Source organism: Oscillibacter sp. MSJ-31 (assembly GCF_018918025.1).
Taxonomy (GTDB): Bacteria; Bacillota; Clostridia; order Oscillospirales; family Oscillospiraceae; genus Hominicoprocola.
In genome coordinates, this window is the sequence record NZ_JAHLPT010000001.1 from 345,538 (window position 1) to 366,555 (window position 21,018).

Consider the following 21,018-nt stretch of genomic DNA (forward strand, 5'->3'; position numbering starts at 1 on the left):
ATTTACCTCCTCCAAAACAACGAGTAGAGAAACCATGCCGCAAGCATCACGCCGACCGCAAAGGTCACTTCCGTGAGCCGGTCAAGCGAGGCCGTGAGCGTTTCCAAATACGGTTCCAAATCTTCTATCGTCATGCCGACATACTCGGTATAGGTCACAATGTCTCCCATTAGAACCGCACACGCTCCTTTCCAGTCACCATGCCGACAAAGGCATTGAATAGACGGCTTGCAAGGCCGCAGGCAATGACCAGCGGGCAGCTGACGCCCATAAAGCCGACGAGCGTATCAATCACGCTTTGATAATCCATTTGTCCCCCTCCTTATCCTGAATTTGCTTTTCCGCGCCAACAAATTTGCCGCGCTCCACAACACGCGACGTATCATACCGCGCATACATGGACGGTGAATGAAACCATACAAATTTCTCCTTGACCTCCCCTGAAATATTCGTGCCGGTGCTGTCATCGCTCTCCAAGCTGTCGCGGTCCAGCAGAGCATTGACCTGAATACAACCCATGTAATTCTTGCAGAGCATAACGCTTGAAAACTGTTCCCGCAGCGGCTTTGCCATACGACCGAACACCTGCGAGGTCGCAACAATATGCTTTCTCTGCTTCCGCTGCTGACTGATCTGCGTGATAACTTCAATGTTGATGTTCTTGCTTTCGAGACTGTTCATATAAAGCTGTATCTCATCCACGAAGAAGATCACGCCGCACTCACCGTTGCTATACCGTTTGAAATCATCGTTGTCGCAGAACTCGAAAACACGGTTTTCTGCAAGGTATCGCTGCTCATACTCCGCAAAGACCTCCTCCGACATTTCAAATTTACCGTCTTTGATGAAGTCTGTTTTATCCTGATTGACAAGCCACTCAAAGAAGGTAACAATGGGATAATCGGCAAGGGCCACATTGGTCACAAGCTTTGCATGAGGATAAGCGTCCAGTAGCTTATAGACGTAATTGACCGCCGAGAGCGTCTTTCCCGTACCCTGGCCGCCGACGAAGATCGCCAAACCGTCCGGATCAAAATAATCCGGGTGAGCGCGTCGGAAACCGGCCTTATAGCGCAGCCAGTCGCGCAGGATAACAGGCCGCTTGCTCTCGCGGCACAATTCTTTTTCCAGCATTTTCCATACCTCCAAAAGCATTAAAAAAGGGAGCGTGAAGCCGAACGGATTCACGCCCCCAGCGCGAGGGTTAGACGCTGATTTTGCCCTTCTTCAGCGCACTGGAGAAAGAACGAACGACCTTGCGACCACCGAACCAAGCAAGAACGAACGCCATTCCGGCGCCGACACAGCTACCGATCAGAGTAAGGACATCACTCGCGGAGACGGAACTCTGAAGAGTAGAGAGCAGGGACGCGACATTGAAAACGGCCTGACTGGTCTCTTGAAACACTCCTTCCTGTAATTAGAATAAAAAGGGAAGCTCCCTTTATGGTTGCGGGAAGTGGATTCGAACCACTATTTCAAGGGTGAGAACCTTGCGAGCTGCCATTACTCCATCCCGCCATATTGACCGACTAAGAGCCCAAACCTCCATCGGCAGCCATAGACGCAGAACCTATCATGCTACCATTGCGCCGATCCGCGATATATGATAAACTCCTTTCGAGGAGGGATAAAATGCAACTTTTTATCATTGCTGCACTTCTTGGATTTATTTTCTTTGTCATTCAAGCAACTCAGAAGAAGCAGCCATCTACCGGAGCGCCAAAAACGGAAACCATTGAGGAGCTACCGAATGCGAATACCCCGCTGCCCATCGCCGGAGCCTACCAAAAGAAATGGCTTTTGACCTACAACGAAAAGGATGCCTTCAAGAAGATCAAAGCAGTCACCGATGAAATCGGCTGCTATACGTTTTCCAAGGTGAGGCTGCTTGATCTGCTTGAACCAGTGAAGGGAAACACGAAGTACAAAACGTATTTCTACAAGGTACAGGCGAAGCACGTTGACTTCGTGATACTGGACGAAAAGCTCGTCGCCCGCTGTGTCGTCGAGCTGGATGACGCCAGCCATGACGTCGAGGACCGGAAGAAACGCGACGCCTTTGTTGACGAGGTATTGCAGGGCGTCGGCTATCAGATCATCCATACCCGCGCCGTGACCGAAGAGGTACAGCGGCAGATACGCGAGATCATGAAAACTTAATCCACTATGTAACACAGTTTTGCTGCAGCGCCAGCGCGCCGGCGTCAAAAACTGTGTTACGCTTTTCTCCGAACAGTCTTTCGACCTTCTGACACAGCACATCAAAACGGTGCTGGTTGATAAGCCGCTCATACTTCGGATTCGGAGCAACTTCACGCTCTTGGATCATCCGCTCGAACTCATAGAGGCCGTACATCTGGATGCAGGCATCAATGGCATTGCCGGCCTGATTGACCACATACCGCTTACAGCGTTCCTCGTTGTACTCCATGCCGGGCGCAGTGTAAATGCTGATCCGCTCGGCGTCCTCGACGAGGTTATACCAATAGTCTTTCATTGGCCAGCGCCATTTGTTGCTGTCGGTATCCGGTTCGACAAAGCGGAGGTAGTTGAGCAGCACACCGGCAAAGGCTTCACCGATCGGCAGCGGGATCATGCTGAACTGAATCGCACGATCATCGCGCATCTGAATCTCGACACGGTTCCAATGCTCGCCCTGCTTGCCACGTTCGGCAGCCTTATCGTAGATACGGACGAGTACCTTGCTTTGCGAGCTTCCGATTTGGATGCTTGTACCTTTGGAGCTGACGATGCACTCCCAATAGTCGGACTTGCTGACGTACATTCCGCATTGTGTATCCCGTGAGACTTCACCGACATCCAGTATGCCGGAATGGTCGTCATAGGCCACATCCAGACGAGTGATCTTCAAGCCGAAGGAGCGAATGAAGTCAAAGAGCTTTCGCCACTTCTTCATGGCGTCAGTTTCCAGCGTGGAGAGCGTTTCAAACGTGCGGCAGCCTTGACCGGACATTTCACACCAGACGCCCATATCGGGACGGCCGTTGTAGTGGATGGAGATGCAGGAAAAGTATTTGCGGTCCTGGTAACCCTTTGCGCCTTTGGTGTTCGTCCACGGCACATGGGAGAGACCGAGCGCATCTATGATCTGCTCAGGTGTATGTATTTTTGAGGTAAACGACAACCAGTCGTATAGAACGATATTATCCGCTTTGCTATCCATAAAGAGTGCCCCCATGCCTCTTTTGTAGGTAGTGCCCCCCTGTTAGCGGGGGGGGCACGCCGGAGGGAGCTACCCTCCGGCGCTTTCTCGGGATCTGAAACTTACAGGGAGATGGACTCCAACGAGACGACTTCGCCAGTGGAAACAGCCATTGCGACACGCTTCTTTTCGTCAAAGAAGAGATTGCAGACCTCCATCGGATTGATGTTCTTCCAAACAGCATCCGAAGCGCATCTGAGTTTCTGCGCCTTCAGGCCGCAGGCGGTGTAAGTATCCGACTTATAGGAGCTGACCGGCGAGAGGACGAAAAGCTGATAGTAAGGGCGCTGGACGTTGACTTTTTTGCCGTTGGCGTCCTCTTCCTCGGTATCCATTAGACCCTGTGCCCAACCTACCACGAGGTATTCATTTTCCTTGAAGCTGTATTCGCTCATATAGAGCCTCTCTTTCTGCGCATATAGCGCTGCACAAAATCAGTCCGGACAGAGCAGCCGCAAGGGTGCCGTCCGGACTGTCCAATTTCATTTTAGAATCCGCCAAAATGAAAAAAATCCGGAAAATTGGCAATTAGTTCTTGACAAATGCAAAACCGCTGGTATAATAACAAATGTTCGTCAAGCGAACATAGCGGGATTGTGTAATGGTAGCACAGCGGACTCTGACTCCGTATGTGAGGGTTCGAATCCTTCTCCCGCTGCCAAAGAACCGTGACTGAAAAGTTGCGGTTCTTTCTTTTTCTACATGATTTAGGCGCTTTTAACGCAGAAAAGTTGCGTTTGCATTTTCGCAGAATACGTTTTACCCCTAAGTTTACCCCAATTAAAAGTTTTACCCCCTAATGGGGACAAAAGCAGCTCCGCCGATGCGAGATCGACGGAGCATTTTCATGCCTTTTTGAGATTTTCAAAATACCCCTGCATCCGTGCGGCGCTATCTTCCTTCATGCGCTCTGAGACGTGACCGTAAACGTCTAACGTAAAAGCCGCGGTCGCATGGCCGAGATTTTCTTGCACAGTCTTCACGTCGTCACCGTTTTGCAGGGAGAGCACAGCGAAGGTGTGGCGCAGATCATGCACGCGGGCATCCGGTGCTCCAGCCATAGCTGCGATCTTTTTATGATGGGCGTAGAGCCGTTGTGGGTGCAGATGGTCACCGAGGGTATTGGTAAAGACCAGCCGACAGGCGGCGTACTGCTTGGCGGGGTCTATCCAGTCCTGCCATAGATCACCGGCCTGTAAACGTCGCTGTGCTTGCTTGGAGCGGACAGCGCGCAGCATATCCATAACAAAGGGAGCAGGGCGCAGAATGCGCGTCTTGTCGTTTTTGAGGGCGGCAAACTGGAAGCCTCCGGCCTCGGCGGGACGTTTCTGGAGCTGCTTACAGACTGTGACAGTGCCTTTCTTGAAGTCAACGCAATCCCAAGTCAAACCGGTCGCCTCCGCCTCACGCAGCCCGGTGAAAAGGATCACCTTCAAAATGTCACCATAGTCATTATCGCTGTCTGCCGCGGAGAGGTAAGCTTTTACTTGTTCGTCCGTAAGCGGCATGATATGTGCTTTCTCAACACGGGGCAGGTCTACCATGTCGCAGGGATTGCGTGCGATGTAGCCCAGCTTTACGGCCTGAGAAAGGGCCTTTGTCAGAACACCGTGGACATTGCGCACAGTCTTTGCATTGAGTGGTGCAGTCTCCGTGACCATGACGCCTTTTTTCTTGATGATCTTGCCGTGCTTGTCCCTCTTCGGAACGGTGCGGCCGTTGGCAAGCAGATCATTATAGAAGCCTTGAACGAGGTGTGGCGTGAGCTTGGAGAGCTTCACAGCACCGAGGGCCGGTTTGATGTGTGTGGCGATCTGTGCTTTGTAGGTCTTGACCGTGCCGTATTTCTGCGAGAGCAGATAATCGCTTTGCCAGATATCGAGCCACTGCGCAAGCGTCAGGCGCGTCGGCTCTATGTAAAGGCCATCGTCAACGGCCTTTAGCACGTCGCGCATAGCGGTCAACACTTCTTTCTGCGTGTTGCCGTAGAGGCTCCTGCGAATCGGTTTCCCCGTGCCGGGGTCTGTGCCGACGGTCACGCGGGCCTCCCATCGGCCATCAGGCCGCTGCCGAATTGTACCGGCTCCAGACGCCGCGCGGGTATTACTCTTTCTTGGCACGCTTGTTCGCCTCCTTTTTGCTATCTTGTTTTTTAATTATCTCAAATTCTCGCATGGCGTTCTCCCGCGCCATTGTATCACAGACTTTAAGAGCATTTGGCAAATTAGCTGTTTTGGCAACGGCTTCGCGCAGGTCATGCGAGATGCGCTCAAATTCGTATAGCAAGTAGCTTTTCCCTGAAAGAATTTTACATGCGCCGTAGTATTTATTTGCCATTGCATATGTCCTCATTTGCATTCGTGCGTCCGTCTCGCCTGTTAGAGCATTTAGAGACGGCTTGAACGCACTCATATCTTTTGTGCGATGATATAGAAAATACAGGTTCTGCATAGCTCCGGAACTGTGGTACAAAAATTCGCTTATCATTTCACACATGGACATTTCACTCGAAGGCTTTTTATCTCTTAACTGATCTGCAACATGCAGGTTATGCAAATAATTTGCAGCTTCTCCGGTAAGCCCCGTGTACTCAACAGCCCCCATCGATTCGGGCAATCTTGTTTCTGATAATCCCAAAAGGTAATCCGTCGAGACAGCGTATACCTTTGCAAGTGCAGCTAAATCTTCGTAGTTTGCTGTCTGTTTTCCCCTCTCGATTTTTGAGAGCCTTTGCCTGTCGAATACACCATGTCCCAATACTTCATTCGCCCTTGTCGAAATTTCCTCTAATGTAGATTTTCCACGCAGGTCTTTCAACCGTAGGCCAACTGCCTCTTTTGTGTTATCTCCCATTTGTTCCTCCGTGTCGCTCATTTGGCTACTTTCGCAGCGATTATAACGCTATTTCATTTATTTGTCAAGAATTTAGCTACACATTCAGTATATTAAAAAGCTACATGACGAGATAAAATAATGTTGAAAGGAGGCGCTGAAAAATGATTTTTGCGCGCGGCACAAATTTAAGAAGCACGAGGTTGCGTAAGTGCCTAACCTTGCGTCAACTCGGCGAATTGACAGGGCTAACCGAGCGAACGGTGCTTCGTGTTGAACAAGGGAACGCTGTCCGTCAAAGCACGGCGCAGAAGATTTGCGAGGCGTTGTCATGTGATTTCGACACTATTTTCGAGATCAAAGGGGAGGCCGACAATGGATAAACCCGAGATTTTGGCATACTCCGTCGCAACGGCGGCGCAGGTTGCCGAGGTATCCCGCCCCACGATTTACCGCTGGATGCAGTTATCCGGTTTCCCTGTTGCTCGCATCGGCGGCTGCACGCGAATACCGGCGGACGCTTTCAAACGCTGGCTCGAAGCACAGGCGGGGGTGAGGGACTGATGGCGAGGGAGAAGCGGGCGGCATGGTTTAAGGTGTTCTTGGCGCAAAAGCCGACGATTGATGCTGCCGACGACATCTCGGTGGGAAAGGCCCTAAAAGCGGCGCTTCGGTATTTCGACACGGGCGAGATTGCCGCGCTGGAACCAATGCCGCGCGTCATTTTTGCGGGGCTGAAAGGGAGCGTTGACGAGGCTATTGCCGATTATGAAGCCTCTGTTAGAAACGGTCGCGCTGGCGGTGCTAAACGATGGGAGAATACCCACCCTATACCACCCCTACCCCCCCTATCCCCCCTCGATACCCCCCCTGTAGGGTGCGATAGAGAAGCAGAAGCAGAAGCAGATGTAATAAATTCTCTTGTTCCGCCTTCCGCCGGAACGAAGAAACCAAGACAATCTTTCGGACATGATTCGCTTCCATATCGCGCTGCGCGCTGGCTCGCGGACCAAATCGAAGAGCGCTTGTCAAACTGTACACCGCACACAGAAGCAACCTTGCAGAGTTGGGCGGCGGACTTTGATAAATGCAACCGATTGGACAAGCACAGTTGGGAGAGCATCAACGAGGTCTTACAGTTTTCGCAGTCCGATCCGTTTTGGCAGAGCAACATCCTGTCAGGGGGCAAATTCAGAAAACAATACACGCAGCTCCTGGCAAAAATGGGGGGTGGCGGCACATGATGCATGACACTTCATCTCTCGAATATTCCTTGACTGCGACGGTCTGTCTTGAACCCAAGCGGGTCTTGCAGCTCCGGCAGATCGTGAGCGTTGAGGACTTCTCCGTTCCCGCCTGCGCTGCTGTCTTTGACGCTGCGGACAGCGCAGTATCACGCGGTAAGGCGTTCGACGCCAACATTGCCGCCGATGGTCTCCGCAGCGTTGTGGACGATCCACGACATTTTCTTGCTGATTGCATCGACGCGACACCTACCCTTGCCAACGCCGAGGAATACGCCCGCCTGCTACATAGGCACGCAGCGGAAAAGCGGTTACGCGATGGCGTGCTTGCAGCCCTTGATGAAGAAAATCCAGCCGCCGCGGTTGCCGAAGTCTGTAAGGCGCACTTACTTAACAGCACAGGCGGGCGACTGAAAACGATCTCGCAGGCCCTTATCGAAACCATGTCGCAACTATCGGCGAGGGAAACACAGCGGATTAACACAGGCTTCCCCTTGCTGGACAGCAAACTCAAAGGTTTTGAGGCGGGACAACTCGTTATCATTGGCGCGCGGCCCGGCGTTGGAAAGTCCGCTTTCCTGCTTGACATTGCAGAGAGCGCCGCACGGGCAGGGAGCGAAACGCTTTTCGTTTCGCTCGAAATGTCTGCCGCCGAGCTGGCGGAACGCCTGCTTGCACGACGCAGTGCCGCAACGATGGATCAGCTCATTGACCGAGACGTGGAGAGCAATTGGGACAGCATCGCCGCTACAGCTACACGTCTTGAGCGCCTACCGCTTCACTTCTGGGACAAGCCCGCTGCAACGGTAAGCAAGATCCGAGGCGCGGCGGCGACTATTCAAAACCTGCGGCTAATCGTCATCGATTATCTTAGCCTGATGCAGGCAGACCGCAGAGCTGACAGCCGCAACCTCGAATTGGGGCAGATCAGCCGAGACCTGAAAAATCTCGCCTCGGAGCTGCAGATCCCCATCGTCGCGGCGGCGCAGCTTAACCGCGGCGTAAGCGATACCGAGCGTCCGACGCTGCTTTCTCTCCGCGATAGTGGAGAACTGGAGCAGAACGGTTCGAAAGTCTTGTTTCTCTGGAAAATCGACGAATTCGGCACGGTTGGCATTTCTGTCGCAAAAAACCGCCGTGGTCGGCAAGGTGTGGTGCAGATGCACTTTGACGGAGAACACCAGCGTTTTATCGAGCTTTCTGAACCATACCGAGAACCGGAACAAAAAGCAGAGAGAAAACCACGCGGATTTTTGTGAGAAAGGGGGACCAGATCGTGAATTATGCAACAGCGCTTACCATCCTCACAGATACCAAGCCCGCCCGCAGCAAGACAGTTCGCCACAAGCAACGAGACGAGCTGCAACACACAATTGCGCCGCTTCTGCCGGCCACTGACCGAGACCGGTTCGAGCGCAAAATGAACAGTCATTTCCGGCTTTAACGCCGAGATGTTTGATAACACGAAAAGGAGTACAACCATGAACGACATCAACACCAAGACTTACGACAACGACAAAATCCTCCAACTTCTCCCCGCACCCGAAGGAATGTTTTTTGCTTACGAGGACGATGGTAAGGCACGCCCCGTCTCTTGCCTCGCGCTCGTCGAGTTGAGCAACGGCGACCGTGAGGTTAAGGCAATGGGGCTTATGAATTGCGGGGTATTCGAGGAAATTACTGGAGCGGCGCTGTTCCATGAGTTTCCGCAGACCGCGAACCAGCAGACGGCAGGCGACAAATTCTTGCAGATCATTCCCGCTCCGGCGGGTGCAAGATACCGCTTTCCCGAAGACGGGGAAAAGGTGCATCCTGCCGCTTGCCTTGCTTTGGTCGAGGATGGCGAGGACGGAACGCGTCATATCCACGCCTGCGGACAGGTGAGCGCAAAGGTCAATGATGAGTACGGCGAAAGCGTTGTTACCTCCATCGAGGATGTCGAAGCACTCGGAGCAGAAGTGTTCTTTTAAGCCATGCACACAGAAGGAAAGAGAGCGGCGCAGGAGGGCGAAAGCTCTCCGCCTCTCTCGTGCATCTGTAAAGCAATTTCGCCTTACGTATATTGCCGCTAAAGGGATGCTCGCGCGTGCGCGATTTTTTTATAGCTCCCGCTTCGTCTGCCGTCACTCCTCCCCATTCCCATTTACTCCACAGAACACAGAAAGGAATTTACACTATGGCCCGAAAGAAGAAAAACCAAACCACCGAAGAGATCACCATTGAGACGATTACCACAGAACCCAACGCCGAAACCACGGCTCCGGAGATGCCTTGCTCCTTTATCGACCCTACTGTGACGGTAAAGACGACGCTCACAAAGCACGACTATGACTTGCTTTGTGCGGATGCCCGCTATTTTGGGGACACGATTGAGGAACGTGTGCGTGACCTCATCGTTTCGGCACTTCGATAAGGGGGTATACTTATGGCGGAAATGCCCGACCTCGTCGCTTATCAAAAGCGAGTGGAAGCGAAGAAGGAAAAAGCAAAGGACGAAAAAATCGAGATGCCAGACCTTGTCGCTTACCAGAAAAGGCAAGAAGAAAAGAAAACAAAAGGACGCTTTATTAAGCTGGAAGAGAACACTGTCGCGGTCGGAAAGAACGGCAGCAGGCTTGTCCGAATATCTGATCCTGTAGAGCAGCCGAAGCCATACAGCACGGGGGAAGCAGGTGCGCAATCCTCCCCCGCCGCCGCTTCTCCTGCTGCCACCGCCTCTTATACCGACATTCTGGTGCAGGAGGCGCGGAAGTACGGCGCGAGCCGTGCGCGAAGCGAGCGCAGCAGCCACCGGACCGCAAACCACGCGGACGCAGAGCGCAGAGCGCAGGCGAAGGTGGTGAGCGACACCATCCGAGACAAGAAGGGCGGTATGCTCGGCGGCACGGTGCGCGGCTGGCTGGCCGGGCAGGTCGGCGCGGCAGCAAGCGGCCTTGAGGCGCTGCAGGCGGCAGATTGGGCCGTCAGTCCGGAAAAGGTGAGCATCGACGCTTCGCGCCGCAACATCGAAAATTATACCGCCAAGCGCGACGCGGCGCAGACGGCGGAGGAGCGCGCACGCTGGCAGCAGCTCATTGACCGCAACGAACGGCTCATTGCCATCAACAGCGAAGCCTACGCGAAGAAAACCGCCGACGTGGAGAACGCGGTCGGCAAGCTGGGCGATACGCGCGCCAAACTCAAGAGCGACGCCGAGTACGGCATCGCCAAGGAAAAAGAGGGGCTGGGCGCTATCGGGCGCACGGCGGTGGACGTCGGTGTGGCGGGCGGACAGATGGCAATGGACGCGCTCGCGGGCGGCCTGCCGAGCATCGCAACTCGCGTGTTCGGCGACAGCACACAGGAGGCGAAGGAGGCCATTTCCCCCGACGCGACGACCACCGAGCGCATGGAGGGCAAGACAAAGGCGCTCACCTACGGCGCGGGCAGCGCAGCGGTGAGCGTGGCGACCGAAAAGCTCGCCAACATCGCCGCCCCGTTTAAGAAGGTGTTCGGCGGCGGTGTGCTGGATAAGGCATTGGAGGGCGCGGTCGCCAAGATGGGCGGAAGTGCGGCGGGCAAAGCGGCGCTTTCGTTCCTCTCCGAGGGCGGTGAGGAAATGCTGGAGGATGTGGTACAGCCGATTTTGCAGAGCATCTACAACGGCAAGGGCGTCAGGCAGAACTATAGCGAGCTGGAGTTGCAGGACGCTCTCTACGATGGTCTGATCGGCGGCATTCTCGGCCTTGCGGGCAGCGGCGCAGAGATCGCCGGCAATGCCATCACGCGCGGGGAAAGCGCAAAACTCAGCCCGCAAGAGGGCGCAGAAGCCACGCGAGCGAACGGCGAGGGTAATTTGACACCCGACGCGCAGAACGCGGCAGAGGGCGCGCAGAGCGCAGAAAAAACCGCCCCCAAGGAGGGGACGGCGAAGCCAAATTACAACATCTTGGAGGCGGATGCGATCCGGCGCGAAGGCAAGACGTTCCGCAACCTTGTTGCAGGGTTTGATACCAGCGTTTCCGCGTTCTTCGACAAGTGGAGTGGCGGAAGGAAGAATGGGCAGGGCGAAAAGCTGGAAAAGCTCTACCTCGGAATGCTGACGGATGCACAGAGAAAAGCGGTGAGCGATATTCTCGGCTATCCGGTCTCCGAGAGAAATGTTATCGTGACAAATGACGACGTAAGGCACATCCTTCGGGAACACGGCTCGCCGGAGGCGGAGCTGCGGAAAGGAAATCTCCCGCTGGAGCGGTGGGCGATAGACGCTTTGCCGGAGGTCGTGACACAGCCGGACAGCATCACCCCGGGCGAGGTGCAGGTCGGAGGCAAGAACGACGGAAAGCGCGGCGTACTGCTTAGCAAGAGTATGCCGGACGGCAAGGTCATAACGGTTCAATTTGACAACAAGGGGCGTGGGACCATGGAGATAACGACCATGTATGTCAAAGAAAATAGCGGCGACTTCACCCAGACGTTAAACGTGGAGGAAGCCTCCCCGCAACTTACGGCCGAGCCGGTATCTGGTCCTGTTAGTCCCGCTATTGAAAATAGTATATCCAGCAACGGCGAAAATGTCAAGCGCGGAACGATCGAGCCGCGGACGCTGTATATCAAAAAGAAAGGAACCCCTACCTCGACGGTGAATGCCGCAAACACGGCCAACACCTATACGTCCGAGACGTTCGAGCCTGAAGTTCCTAATGATAGTGTAGCACAAGGGCGCGGCACTGTCAATACGCAGGATATGCGCTCGGCGCGGGAATATGCGCCGGGACGGCACATCGACCCGCTGATGGCGGCCATTTTCAGGGGGCGCGAAGTGCAGACAGACGCACAGACGCAAAAAGCGCCGGACATTTTGGAGCGGGAAATCCAAAGAATTTACGGCAAGCAAAAAGCCGAAGATTTGCCAAATAGTATGGGCGCTGCTGCAGCCGGATTTGAAACGCCGGACAGCCAGAGCGCCGAGCGTATGAGCAATCTTGCAAACGGGCAAATGGAATACACCGAGCAACGCGGCGAAGCGTCCGGAAAGTCTCGTGAGGACTATTACAACGCATTCCGTTACCGCACACAGACAGAAGCGCAGAGCTTACAGCAGGCCGAAAATCTTCTGTATGTTGAGCGGAACGGTGCGCGGAAGTTCTTGAAGGATGTGGACGAAGCCGCTTACAACGACATTGCTTCGTATCTTGAAAAGGCGCCCGCATGGAACGGTGTCATGGTGGATGCCGCAAGTATGATCGAACAGGAGTTGCTGCGCCGGAGCATCGATCTCGATGTGTCCGACGATGCATACAATCATTGGGCCGAGGTTATGCGAGAACACGCTACAGAGACCGGACGCGGTACGCAGGCGTGGAGCAAGTGGACGGCGCGAAATAACAACAACGGGCAGACGAGTGAACCAGCAGCATGGGAGAACCTGCAAAAGGGCAATCTGTCCGCCGAGGAAAGAGCCGCCCGTATGCGTCAGATCATCGGCTTTGACAAGCGCATTGAGAGTGCCACCTCAGACGTGGACATGAAGCAGATCATTCTTGATATTGCTGACGAACGCGGTACACTAAAGGGCATGACAGGAAAGCAAAGCAAGCTCCTGCGGTCCATCGCTGAAAAGTCTCTCGACACTCTGACGCACGAGCAATTGAAGCAGTTCGCATACAATTCTAGTGCCGCCCTCTCAACCGATGCGATCGCTCCTGACATTGGCAAAAAACTCAAGACGATGCAAGTCCTGAACATGCTCTCCAATCCAAAGACTGCAGCAAAAAACCTTGTGGGGAACACGACATTCTATGCAATCGATGCCACGACGATGCGCGGCGCGGCTCTGCTGGATATGGCACTCTCCAAAATCACCGGCACGCGAAGCGTTGCCGCAGAGCAATTCGCGCTTTCTAAAAGCTCCCGCGAGAGCATCGCCAAGGCGATACGCCTCTCCCTTGCAGAGATTACTATGGACGTGGACATGGGCGGCGATAGCCGTTATCAGCAGCACGGCGGAAAGCGCACATTCAAAGCCGATGGCGCAGGAGTGCTGAACACCGGCACCGTGGCAGATAAATTTGTCGAACGCCTGTTGTCCTCGCTCGAGCGAAACCAAGCGTATTTGCTGACGACCTCTGACGAAGCATACAAGGGAGCTGCGCGTGCTACACAGGCGGCTACACAGTCCCTTATCGACAAAGGAAAGATCAAGAATGCCACCAATGGTTACGCCAAAGAGCAGGCCGACCGGCTTGCGGCATATCGTACATTCCAAGATAACGAGAGGTTCGCTGCATCTACGCAGGCGATCCACGACATTCTAAACCTTGTCGGTATCGGCGACAGTGGAAAGCGTATTTCTGCGGGTGACAAGTCCTTTACTGTCCGCAGCTTTGGTGCGGGCGACCTCACCGCTCCGTTTACGCGCGTTGCCGGAAATCTCGCGTCGGTGTCCATTGATTACAGCCCTGTGAATACCATCAAAGGCACAGTTGAGATACTGAACGAGATATATAAGGCTGCCTTACATAAGGACGCAGACCCTACCGCACAGGCTCGTGCTGTGAGCGACTTTGCCCGCGGCATGACCGGCACCGCGATTGCCTACGGCATAATGCAGCTCGTAAAGGCGGGGGCGATCAAACGCGCAGCGGACGAAGAGGACAAGGACGTTGCTTTGGCGAACAAAAACGAAGGCATGTCCGGTACGCAAATCAACATTGACGCGCTGCACAGGCTGCAGAACGGCGAAAGCGCGGAGTGGCAAAATGGCGATACGCTTCTCGACCTCTCCAGCATCGAGCCGCTGAACTTCCTCGTTGATCTTGGTGTGGAAATGGCAGACAATGGAACAACCTCACTGTTGTCGGTCTATGCGGCGCCGGAGACCTATTCCGATACATTCACAAGCGTTGCAAGGACGGTCGGCAAATTGCCGGGCATCGAAAACACAAAGGACTTTTTCGGAGACGTTCTCGTGTATAAGAATGACCCCAAAACCGCCGCTATCGAAGCACTTGGCAAAACTGCCGTTTCTTCTGCGACGCCAAATGTCGTTGCTGCTCTGGCAAAAGGTCTCGATGAAAAGCAGCGCAATATTTACACAGGTGGACGTACCCGCGATGTGCTGCTTGACGATATTCGCAGCCGATTTCCTGTCGCTCGGGAAACACTTCCCACAACGGTCAACACATTCGGCGAGGAGAAGAAATATCAAGGCAGCACGCCGCGACGTGTCTTTGATGCGATGCTCAACCCGATCAATATGAGTGAATTTGAGCAAAGCGACATCAGCCGCGAAATGAACCGTGTATACCGAGAGACCGGCACTGTCGATTTCTTCCCCACTACACGCAAGCCCGACAGCCTTTCCTACACCGACAAGGACAAAAAAGAACATATTGTTTCACTGGATTACGATCAGCAACAACAATTCCAGAAGGATTGTGCCGCTCTGCAAATGGCCTCCACCGCCGATATGATCGCAAGCCAGGGCTACAAGCGCGCAAACGCCGAGGAGCAGGCCGTGCTTTTGACGCGCTGTTATACCTATGCTTACGAGAGTGCAAAGTCTGAGATTTTGGGCGAGGACGCGGTCGATGCATGGGTCGGTCATGCCAAGAATGCAAGAAGCGAACTGGGCATGAGCACCACGGACTACTTGTATTACTACGAGAAGTACGGAAGCAGCGTTATGAGCGGATTGGGCTTTGAGAAAACGCAGCGAATGCTCAAGGCCGGTTTCTCGGTCGAGGATCGCGTCGATATGAAAAACAATATCGATGCAGACAAAAACGATTCCGTGAGCCAATCCGAAGCAAGAAAGTACCTCGACAGCCGAGGATATACACGCGCACAGAAGGCTGACCTTTGGACGATCATCAACAAGAGCTGGAAGAAGAACCCATACGATTGACAGCAAAAGAGCGGGGCATAAGCCCCGCTCTTTTCTTCGTTCTTGCGCTCCGGCCTTATGAACTTGCCATAGAAAAAGAGCTCGCAAGGCACAGTACGCGATGCCCAGCGCTCAGATAAGCACTGCCCCCGCGATTAACGTCCAAGACGGCCTGCCGCAAAGCTCTATTGCCAATATAGCATGCCCTCAAATTGCTGTCAATGTCATTAAAATTCGCGCGACCACCTTTTGCAAAAGGCCTGCCCCATTTTTCCGGTACCCCCGATTGGAATAGGGAATGCGGGTGATACCCCTTACCCCAGCCCTTGAGACACCCCCTGTTTTTCCGCTACCCCTCCCCTTTGAATTTCGGGAGAGAGGATAGGCAAGTGTACTCTCGAAACGCAAAAATACGGCCTGCCTCAGCACCGCACGTTTCTCCTGCACGGTGAAATTGGAATTACCCTTATTTGCCCCGCAAAAGCTCGCAAAGACCTTGCAGCTATTCGATAGGGGTAAACACCCGCCCGAGGGCGTAAGAGCGCTTAGAACGCATTGCGGAGCCAAACGGGACGATGACACGAAAAGCAGCACACATGGCCTTGCATTTCGCCGCCGGTCATGTTATCCTGTCGATGGCTCATTCTATGAGCTGGGCGCTGCACGAACGGCAGGTGGTCGGCTACACCACCCGAAAGGGGGTGCTGTCCATGCGTATCACACTACATATCGGACGGTTTACCGTGACGATCATTGTGAAAAGCAGAAACCGCCACTCTGCCAAGTGACGGTTTCAAGGTTTAGCTTTGAAATTGTAACTTCTCAGGGCTGACCGCTTGTCGCAGCGCCCTTTCTGTACTCATTATAGCAGTTTCTCCTGCGCTGTCAAGTCTCGGATTGCTCCGAGGCTTTTTCAAAACAATCCATTTTTCATGCCTCCTCGGTTAAAGATATACAAGCAAAAGTGGTAGTGCTTGCTTCGCGTTTCTCGCGTCGATTTGAAATCGAAATGAACTCCACTCAAATGAACCCCTTAATGCTGCCGAAAGGCTCGGATTTCAAATCCGAGCCTTTCTCGCGCGTAGTCGTGTCATTGAATTCGTCAAACCGTTATTCCGTGTCCTGCTTTTCTCCAATGCAGTCGAGAACGTAATCACGCAGGACTGCATTTGATGTCTTGCCAATCTCTGAGCAATACGCTTTGAATCTGTCGGCTTGCTCTTTTTTGACGCGACAACCGAGCGTTGTCATGTTCTCTGCATCCCATTTCACATTTGCTCTTTTCCGCGATTCTGCTACCGCCACATTATCCCTCCTTTCTCACATTGAGATTATAACACAAAGCGTAAACTGTTAACAGTACAAAAATGCACAATTTTACACTATTAACTTTGGATAATCCGCCTATTGAAATGTACTATTAATAGTGTATAATGTAATCATAGCAAGGGACAAGAGATCGAGCGAAGGTCGATAGTCAACGCGACACCGTAAGAGCTGGAACGGAGAAGATTGAAAGAAATTCCCGACGGGATAGATACTCAGAGCCACCAGCCGCCGATCTCACCCGCAAATTAAGGAGGATAAGACAATGAGCATCAACGAAATGGACAGCAAGATCAAGGAGCTGCGCGAGCTTCGCCGCATGGCGGACGAGCTGGCCGCAGAAATGGAGACCATTCAGGACAGCATCAAGGCCCACATGGACGCCGAGGGCGTGGACACCATCAATGGTACCGATTGGAAGGTAACCTATAAGGCCGTGACTTCCTCTCGCCTGGATGCCAACGCATTGAAAAAGGCTCTTCCCGATCTGGCACAGCAGTTCACCAAGACCACCACAGCCCGCCGGTTCTGTATCGCATGATGGAGACCATCATAGTTATCGCCGGAGTTGTGCAGCTCACCCGCTGCATTATGGCTCTCATCGAAGCATTAGAAAAGCCCTCTGCGCCACCGCCGACCAAAGCAAGGCACAGAGAGCCGTAACCACCAACCAACACAAGGGAGGTCGGTACGGTCATTATACCGGCCTCCTGCAGAAAAATCAACAGGAGAAAAACAAAATGGAAAGAATGGAAATCATGGAGAACATTTATGAGCCACTCCGCGCACAAGCCGCTATCATTTCCTGCGCCATCGATGCGATCAATACCAGCGGCCACGGCGAGGATACCGAACTCGCATTATTCAGCGCGGTTCAAAACCTGCGGCGCCTCTCCGAGGACATCAAGACCATAGCCGAAGGGTAAGGGGGAAAATTACAGATGCTCACAATCGAGAAGATCAAGGCAACCCGTATTCCATGCGACCAAGACATGCTCTATTATGAGTTCAAGGCAATCTCTCAAGCTGCCGGAACCAAAAGAGACCGCATATATTGGTTAATCACCCTCGCATATCAAGCCGGTTTCCTGCGCGGCACAGGCTACGCAAAGTTTACAAACAAGACATGATTACTCCCGCGCTGGATGGTAGAATACAGGTATTCCATGCGACCAGGACGGCACCAAGGAGCATTCCAATGGCACGAGAAACCGAATTTTACCGCGACAACCTCGAAGCGATCCTTGCCTTCACCGGCGGCAAGCAAATGCTCAACATCAAGCAAGTGAGCGAATTTACAGGGATATGCCACTATAACGCCCTCCATAAGCGCTTCCCCTTCCAGCAGGGCTACATTTCCGCGCCGACGCTTGCCCGCTGTCTCTCGCGGGACAAGACTTAACCACTTCCCCCCCCAGCATAACCACGACGAAACACAAAAGAAACCAACGAAGAAAATGATCGCCGAATCGAGAGCCTTCCGCTCCTGCGTCGGCGGTCGTTTTCTGGATGAGGAGAGCCGTTTTCGGCGGCTCTGTGAATGCTTATTTTGACCCCTAAGTTTACCCCAAACAGCTTTTACAAGCGTTTACAGCATTTTACACCGAAAGCCGAAAAAGCCTGATTTTACTGGACTTTTTTGACATGGCTTTACAGCATTTTACACCTACCATCCAATTCGAATCCTTCTCCCGCTGCCATCAAGAGTGACCAAAATAGATACACTCACCCGAAACTCCTGAGAAATCAGGGGTTTCGGCGTTTTTATACCCCGTTTTTTCAAAGCGTGTTTTATAGATACACAAGGGCATTTAGGAGTGTCAGGAAGGATTTGAACTCATTTCTCGGCGGATTCTACCCACTTTATGGCTGGCTTTACGCCCTCGAATACTTTTTGTCGCTCATTTTTCCTAAATAATTTGAAACTTTTTATCGAAGAGGTTGGTATCATATTTTGATACCAACCTCTTTTTAGTTTACGGAAAAAAGGAGGTTCACCACATGAACAGCAGCAACATAGGACAGCAGATCCGTTACCTCGAAGAAGTTTGCATTTCTCTCCATCGTGCGGGCTTTGAAACAAAGCCGCCGGAAGACTGCCAACTCCCCATCCTGTGGAACGATGCGCCGCTGTGCCGCATCACCGGCAAGGGCAGCGTGTACTATCGCCGGGAGGATACGGACACGCCACAGGCAGAGGATGCCCTGTTTCGTATCGAGGACATCGCCGCGAAGACACTGGAGTATGCCCTGTTTCGGAGGCTTTTGCCCCTTATTTACCCGTTCGATAAAAGCACTAGATAAAGAGAGGTGCCCGTGCGCGGGCCCCTCTCAGCCACAAAGCCCCGCAGTGCGGGGCTTTTTTGAAGGTTCGGCAAGGTGCACCTTTGGAGCGTATTTGCAAGGCTTGGGTGAACCTTACCGGAAAAAATGCAGGCGCAGCAAGGGATTGCGCCTTTTGAGAAAGGAGAGGCATACAGATGAGTGACGTAACAGAAAAAAGGATCGAGCGAACCGTCGTTTGGCTGGATGCGGGGCTCGTTCCGCGCATGGACGGATGGCTGAAGGCAGACAACTGCAAAAACCGCAGTGAGTTTATCAACAAAGCGCTGCGCTTCTACATGGGCTATCTCGGCACGGAGGACAACACAGCGTATCTCTCGAAGGCTATCCTGACAGCCATTCAGGGTACACTGGACGACAACAACAATCGGCTCTGTCGCATTCTTTTCAAGTGCGCGGTGGAGCTGAACATGATGTGCCACACCATCGCCGCACACTTTCGTACCGATCCTATCCACACGCGGGAGTTGCGCAGCTTTGCGGTGGATGAGGTGAAGCGCACCAATGGTCAGGTGAGTTTTGAGAGCGCAGTGCATCAGCAGCGCCGCATTGAGCCGGAGGATGAATGGCCCAGATCGTACTGATTTCGCCCTACCTCAAGGGCGGACAGAACGCCGCGAAGCTGGCCCAGCGTACTCGCTACGTCGCCACCCGTCCCGGTGTGGAGCTGCTGGCGGATGAGCGCAGTACACTCCCCGCCACAAAAAAGCAGCAGGACTTCATTGCGCGGCTGCTGAAGTCCTTCCCCTCCTGCTGGGAACTCATTGAGTACGAGGAATATCTGGATCACCCCACCCAGGGCAGCGCCTCCGCGTTTATCCAGCAGGTGCAGGAAGACTACATGGAGGCGCTGGATCAAAAGGAAAATTTCATCGACTACATCTCCCATCGCCCCGGCGTCCAGAAGGACGGTGAGCATGGTCTGTGGGACGCTCACGGTAAGGTACAAAATCTCGCGCAGGCGGTACGGGAGGTGGCGGAGCATTCGGGCAATGTGTGGACGCCGGTGGTGGCGCTGCGCCGTGAGGACGCAGAGCGGCTGGGCTATGACAACGCGGAAAACTGGCAGGCTCTGGTGAACGCCTCCATCTGCGATATCGCAAAGGCGTATAAGATCCGACCGGAAAACCTGCGTTGGTATGCCGCGTTCCACCAGAAGCCAAATCAGGTGCACATTCACATGATCGTGTTCTCGACCGATCCCCGCGAGGGCTATCTCACGAAAGAAGGCATCCGGCAGGTGAAGTCCGCCTTTGCCAGACGAATCTATTATGCGGATCGGATGCACATCTACCAGCAGAAGGATACGGCGCGGCAGGAGTTGCAGGTGCAGACCCGCAAGGCAATGGTGGAGTGCATCGCGCAGCTGGAGCATGGCTCGATGGATAATGCGCGGCTGGAGCAGCTCACCGAAGAACTAGCGGAACGTCTGCTGACGGTCAAGGGCCGAAAGGTCTACGGCTACCTGCCGCCAAGGGTCGAGACCATCGTGGATGCCATCGTGGAGGAGATCGCCAAGGACGAAAAGGTAGCGGCAGCATATACCGCGTGGCAGGAACTGTACGAGCAGGTCTGCCGTGACTACGATGAGAAGCCGCGCAAGCGTCTGCCGCTCTCCCAGCAAAAAGAGTTCCGGAGCGTCCGCAACATGATCATTCAGGAAACACTGCAATGGATAGCGGAGCGGCAGCGGCACACGGACACGCGGAGAACACCTTCCGCGCAGGAAGGACCTATCATCAAAAAGGATGCCGCAGAAGCCGCGCCAAAGAACTCTGAGGTCACGGCATCTCTCGCGTCGGCGCAGCCCAAATCTGACCGGGCGGCGAGTGCCGCACCAGAAGATCCCACCTCCGCTGATGCTGCCGCTTCTGATGGCACCACGCCGCCTGCGGTTGAAGATGCACCGGCTTTTTCTCAGCAGTCAGTTCACCCTGATCAGCAAAAAGAGAGCGCATCGGCAGGAGCGGATTACCATGCCCCCACGGTGAGAGAAACCGTCGTGCGGATGCTGCACCACATGAGCAGGATCTTCGAGGACAACAGCAAGATCGACCAGATCCACCGCGGCTTGCAGATCGACCGCAAGCGCCGACAGGAATTGCAGCGCAAGCGGCTGGCGATGGGACACAAGCCGGACGACCATGAGGAGCAGACATTCAGATAAAAAAAGCTGCCGC

General features: G+C 53.7%; 24 protein-coding genes and 2 tRNA genes. 17 read left to right on the plus strand and 9 right to left on the minus strand.

Translation table 11 applies throughout. From position 1 onward, the window contains the following. Positions 1-2: 2 nt before the first annotated feature. The 4 genes from KQI17_RS01525 to KQI17_RS01540 form a co-directional block, all read right to left on the minus strand. The gene (locus KQI17_RS01525) at positions 3-170 is read right to left on the minus strand and encodes a hypothetical protein (protein WP_216494463.1); all 168 of its coding nucleotides are present in this window, start codon (positions 168-170) and stop codon (positions 3-5) included. Continuing rightward, a complete protein-coding gene (locus KQI17_RS01530) occupies positions 170-310 on the minus strand; it encodes a hypothetical protein (RefSeq protein ID WP_216494465.1) in 141 nt (46 codons plus the stop codon). Before KQI17_RS01530 ends, KQI17_RS01525 begins: the two co-directional genes overlap by 1 nt. Next, the gene (locus KQI17_RS01535; RefSeq protein ID WP_216494467.1) at positions 292-1,134 is read right to left on the minus strand and encodes an ATP-binding protein; all 843 of its coding nucleotides are present in this window, start codon (positions 1,132-1,134) and stop codon (positions 292-294) included. Before KQI17_RS01535 ends, KQI17_RS01530 begins: the two co-directional genes overlap by 19 nt. A 313-nt stretch (positions 1,135-1,447) precedes the next feature. Continuing rightward, a tRNA-Glu gene (locus KQI17_RS01540) sits at positions 1,448-1,522 on the minus strand. Between the two features lie 113 nt (positions 1,523-1,635). On the opposite strand from KQI17_RS01540, the gene KQI17_RS01545 reads away from it, so the two are divergent. After that, positions 1,636-2,163, plus strand: coding sequence for a DUF2726 domain-containing protein (locus KQI17_RS01545; RefSeq protein WP_216494469.1), 528 nt, complete (start codon positions 1,636-1,638; stop codon positions 2,161-2,163). A gap of 4 nt (positions 2,164-2,167) precedes the next feature. On the opposite strand, the gene KQI17_RS01550 is transcribed toward KQI17_RS01545, so the two are convergent. Next, positions 2,168-3,187 carry a replication initiation factor domain-containing protein gene (locus KQI17_RS01550; protein WP_216494470.1) on the minus strand — a complete coding sequence of 340 codons (1,020 nt, stop codon included), beginning with the start codon at positions 3,185-3,187 and terminating at the stop codon, positions 2,168-2,170. Between the two features lie 101 nt (positions 3,188-3,288). Continuing rightward, the gene (locus KQI17_RS01555) at positions 3,289-3,621 is read right to left on the minus strand and encodes a hypothetical protein (RefSeq protein WP_216494471.1); all 333 of its coding nucleotides are present in this window, start codon (positions 3,619-3,621) and stop codon (positions 3,289-3,291) included. A gap of 192 nt (positions 3,622-3,813) precedes the next feature. On the opposite strand from KQI17_RS01555, the gene KQI17_RS01560 reads away from it, so the two are divergent. Next, positions 3,814-3,887 (plus strand) — tRNA-Gln (locus KQI17_RS01560). Between the two features lie 184 nt (positions 3,888-4,071). Here KQI17_RS01560 and KQI17_RS01565 read toward each other — a convergent pair. After that, a complete protein-coding gene (locus KQI17_RS01565; protein WP_216494472.1) occupies positions 4,072-5,346 on the minus strand; it encodes a site-specific integrase in 1,275 nt (424 codons plus the stop codon). Continuing rightward, positions 5,330-6,100: a helix-turn-helix domain-containing protein gene (locus KQI17_RS01570; protein ID WP_216494474.1), complete on the minus strand. Its 771-nt coding sequence runs from the start codon at positions 6,098-6,100 to the stop codon at positions 5,330-5,332. The genes KQI17_RS01565 and KQI17_RS01570 overlap by 17 nt, the downstream gene beginning before the upstream one ends. Before the next feature lie 122 nt (positions 6,101-6,222). On the opposite strand from KQI17_RS01570, the gene KQI17_RS01575 reads away from it, so the two are divergent. From KQI17_RS01575 to KQI17_RS01610, 8 genes are all read left to right on the plus strand, one after another. After that, on the plus strand, positions 6,223-6,441 hold the full coding sequence (locus KQI17_RS01575) for a helix-turn-helix transcriptional regulator (protein ID WP_216494476.1): 219 nt from the start codon (positions 6,223-6,225) through the stop codon (positions 6,439-6,441). After that, positions 6,434-6,622, plus strand: coding sequence for a helix-turn-helix domain-containing protein (locus tag KQI17_RS01580; RefSeq protein WP_216494477.1), 189 nt, complete (start codon positions 6,434-6,436; stop codon positions 6,620-6,622). Before KQI17_RS01575 ends, KQI17_RS01580 begins: the two co-directional genes overlap by 8 nt. Further along, positions 6,622-7,302, plus strand: a complete 681-nt coding sequence (locus tag KQI17_RS01585) for a DUF6291 domain-containing protein (RefSeq protein WP_216494478.1) — start codon at positions 6,622-6,624, stop codon at positions 7,300-7,302. Before KQI17_RS01580 ends, KQI17_RS01585 begins: the two co-directional genes overlap by 1 nt. After that, a complete protein-coding gene (locus tag KQI17_RS01590) occupies positions 7,299-8,561 on the plus strand; it encodes a DnaB-like helicase C-terminal domain-containing protein (RefSeq protein WP_216494480.1) in 1,263 nt (420 codons plus the stop codon). Before KQI17_RS01585 ends, KQI17_RS01590 begins: the two co-directional genes overlap by 4 nt. Before the next feature lie 222 nt (positions 8,562-8,783). After that, on the plus strand, positions 8,784-9,272 hold the full coding sequence (locus tag KQI17_RS01595; RefSeq protein WP_216494482.1) for a hypothetical protein: 489 nt from the start codon (positions 8,784-8,786) through the stop codon (positions 9,270-9,272). 206 nt (positions 9,273-9,478) lie between these two features. After that, positions 9,479-9,715 carry a hypothetical protein gene (locus tag KQI17_RS01600; RefSeq protein WP_216494483.1) on the plus strand — a complete coding sequence of 79 codons (237 nt, stop codon included), beginning with the start codon at positions 9,479-9,481 and terminating at the stop codon, positions 9,713-9,715. A 12-nt stretch (positions 9,716-9,727) separates the two neighbouring features. After that, the gene (locus tag KQI17_RS01605; protein WP_216494484.1) at positions 9,728-15,190 is read left to right on the plus strand and encodes a hypothetical protein; all 5,463 of its coding nucleotides are present in this window, start codon (positions 9,728-9,730) and stop codon (positions 15,188-15,190) included. A 554-nt stretch (positions 15,191-15,744) separates the two neighbouring features. After that, complete coding sequence (locus KQI17_RS01610; RefSeq protein ID WP_216494486.1) at positions 15,745-15,957, plus strand: hypothetical protein; 213 nt, start codon at positions 15,745-15,747, stop codon at positions 15,955-15,957. Positions 15,958-16,279: 322 nt separating this feature from the next. Here the strand turns inward: KQI17_RS01610 and KQI17_RS01615 are convergent, their stop codons facing one another. Beyond that, complete coding sequence (locus KQI17_RS01615; protein ID WP_216494488.1) at positions 16,280-16,474, minus strand: hypothetical protein; 195 nt, start codon at positions 16,472-16,474, stop codon at positions 16,280-16,282. 286 nt (positions 16,475-16,760) lie between these two features. Here KQI17_RS01615 and KQI17_RS01620 point away from each other — a divergent pair, with 286 nt between their 5' ends. The 7 genes from KQI17_RS01620 to mobP3 all read left to right on the plus strand — a co-directional run bounded on the left by KQI17_RS01620 (position 16,761) and on the right by mobP3 (position 21,005). Then, entirely contained in the window at positions 16,761-17,036 is a 276-nt protein-coding gene (locus KQI17_RS01620) for a hypothetical protein (protein ID WP_216494489.1), read from the plus strand. A gap of 199 nt (positions 17,037-17,235) precedes the next feature. Beyond that, entirely contained in the window at positions 17,236-17,421 is a 186-nt protein-coding gene (locus KQI17_RS01625) for a hypothetical protein (protein ID WP_216494491.1), read from the plus strand. 15 nt (positions 17,422-17,436) lie between these two features. Further along, the gene (locus KQI17_RS01630; protein ID WP_216494493.1) at positions 17,437-17,625 is read left to right on the plus strand and encodes a hypothetical protein; all 189 of its coding nucleotides are present in this window, start codon (positions 17,437-17,439) and stop codon (positions 17,623-17,625) included. Positions 17,626-17,693: 68 nt separating this feature from the next. Further along, the gene (locus tag KQI17_RS01635) at positions 17,694-17,897 is read left to right on the plus strand and encodes a hypothetical protein (RefSeq protein ID WP_216494495.1); all 204 of its coding nucleotides are present in this window, start codon (positions 17,694-17,696) and stop codon (positions 17,895-17,897) included. Positions 17,898-18,496: 599 nt separating this feature from the next. Next, positions 18,497-18,799 carry a hypothetical protein gene (locus KQI17_RS01640; protein WP_216494497.1) on the plus strand — a complete coding sequence of 101 codons (303 nt, stop codon included), beginning with the start codon at positions 18,497-18,499 and terminating at the stop codon, positions 18,797-18,799. A 176-nt stretch (positions 18,800-18,975) separates the two neighbouring features. Further along, a complete protein-coding gene (locus tag KQI17_RS01645) occupies positions 18,976-19,422 on the plus strand; it encodes a hypothetical protein (protein WP_216494498.1) in 447 nt (148 codons plus the stop codon). Beyond that, on the plus strand, positions 19,404-21,005 hold the full coding sequence (gene mobP3, locus KQI17_RS01650) for a MobP3 family relaxase (protein WP_253285617.1): 1,602 nt from the start codon (positions 19,404-19,406) through the stop codon (positions 21,003-21,005). The genes KQI17_RS01645 and mobP3 overlap by 19 nt, the downstream gene beginning before the upstream one ends. Positions 21,006-21,018 lie beyond the last annotated feature (13 nt).

Bases quoted from the DNA above. Each gene is read 5' to 3' on its own strand.
- KQI17_RS01555 (WP_216494471.1), bottom strand. From the start codon at position 3,621: ATGAGCGAATACAGCTTCAAGGAAAATGAATACCTCGTGGTAGGTTGG.
- KQI17_RS01575 (WP_216494476.1), top strand. From the start codon at position 6,223: ATGATTTTTGCGCGCGGCACAAATTTAAGAAGCACGAGGTTGCGTAAG.
- KQI17_RS01640 (WP_216494497.1), top strand. From the start codon at position 18,497: ATGAACAGCAGCAACATAGGACAGCAGATCCGTTACCTCGAAGAAGTT.
- KQI17_RS01525 (WP_216494463.1), bottom strand. From the start codon at position 170: ATGGGAGACATTGTGACCTATACCGAGTATGTCGGCATGACGATAGAA.
- KQI17_RS01595 (WP_216494482.1), top strand. From the start codon at position 8,784: ATGAACGACATCAACACCAAGACTTACGACAACGACAAAATCCTCCAA.
- KQI17_RS01645 (WP_216494498.1), top strand. From the start codon at position 18,976: ATGAGTGACGTAACAGAAAAAAGGATCGAGCGAACCGTCGTTTGGCTG.
- KQI17_RS01625 (WP_216494491.1), top strand. From the start codon at position 17,236: ATGGAAAGAATGGAAATCATGGAGAACATTTATGAGCCACTCCGCGCA.
- mobP3 (WP_253285617.1), top strand. From the start codon at position 19,404: ATGGCCCAGATCGTACTGATTTCGCCCTACCTCAAGGGCGGACAGAAC.
- KQI17_RS01620 (WP_216494489.1), top strand. From the start codon at position 16,761: ATGAGCATCAACGAAATGGACAGCAAGATCAAGGAGCTGCGCGAGCTT.
- KQI17_RS01550 (WP_216494470.1), bottom strand. From the start codon at position 3,187: ATGGATAGCAAAGCGGATAATATCGTTCTATACGACTGGTTGTCGTTT.
- KQI17_RS01545 (WP_216494469.1), top strand. From the start codon at position 1,636: ATGCAACTTTTTATCATTGCTGCACTTCTTGGATTTATTTTCTTTGTC.
- KQI17_RS01630 (WP_216494493.1), top strand. From the start codon at position 17,437: ATGCTCACAATCGAGAAGATCAAGGCAACCCGTATTCCATGCGACCAA.
- KQI17_RS01535 (WP_216494467.1), bottom strand. From the start codon at position 1,134: ATGCTGGAAAAAGAATTGTGCCGCGAGAGCAAGCGGCCTGTTATCCTG.
- KQI17_RS01600 (WP_216494483.1), top strand. From the start codon at position 9,479: ATGGCCCGAAAGAAGAAAAACCAAACCACCGAAGAGATCACCATTGAG.
- KQI17_RS01590 (WP_216494480.1), top strand. From the start codon at position 7,299: ATGATGCATGACACTTCATCTCTCGAATATTCCTTGACTGCGACGGTC.
- KQI17_RS01610 (WP_216494486.1), top strand. From the start codon at position 15,745: ATGACACGAAAAGCAGCACACATGGCCTTGCATTTCGCCGCCGGTCAT.
- KQI17_RS01585 (WP_216494478.1), top strand. From the start codon at position 6,622: ATGGCGAGGGAGAAGCGGGCGGCATGGTTTAAGGTGTTCTTGGCGCAA.
- KQI17_RS01605 (WP_216494484.1), top strand. From the start codon at position 9,728: ATGGCGGAAATGCCCGACCTCGTCGCTTATCAAAAGCGAGTGGAAGCG.
- KQI17_RS01580 (WP_216494477.1), top strand. From the start codon at position 6,434: ATGGATAAACCCGAGATTTTGGCATACTCCGTCGCAACGGCGGCGCAG.
- KQI17_RS01530 (WP_216494465.1), bottom strand. From the start codon at position 310: ATGGATTATCAAAGCGTGATTGATACGCTCGTCGGCTTTATGGGCGTC.
- KQI17_RS01635 (WP_216494495.1), top strand. From the start codon at position 17,694: ATGGCACGAGAAACCGAATTTTACCGCGACAACCTCGAAGCGATCCTT.
- KQI17_RS01570 (WP_216494474.1), bottom strand. From the start codon at position 6,100: ATGAGCGACACGGAGGAACAAATGGGAGATAACACAAAAGAGGCAGTT.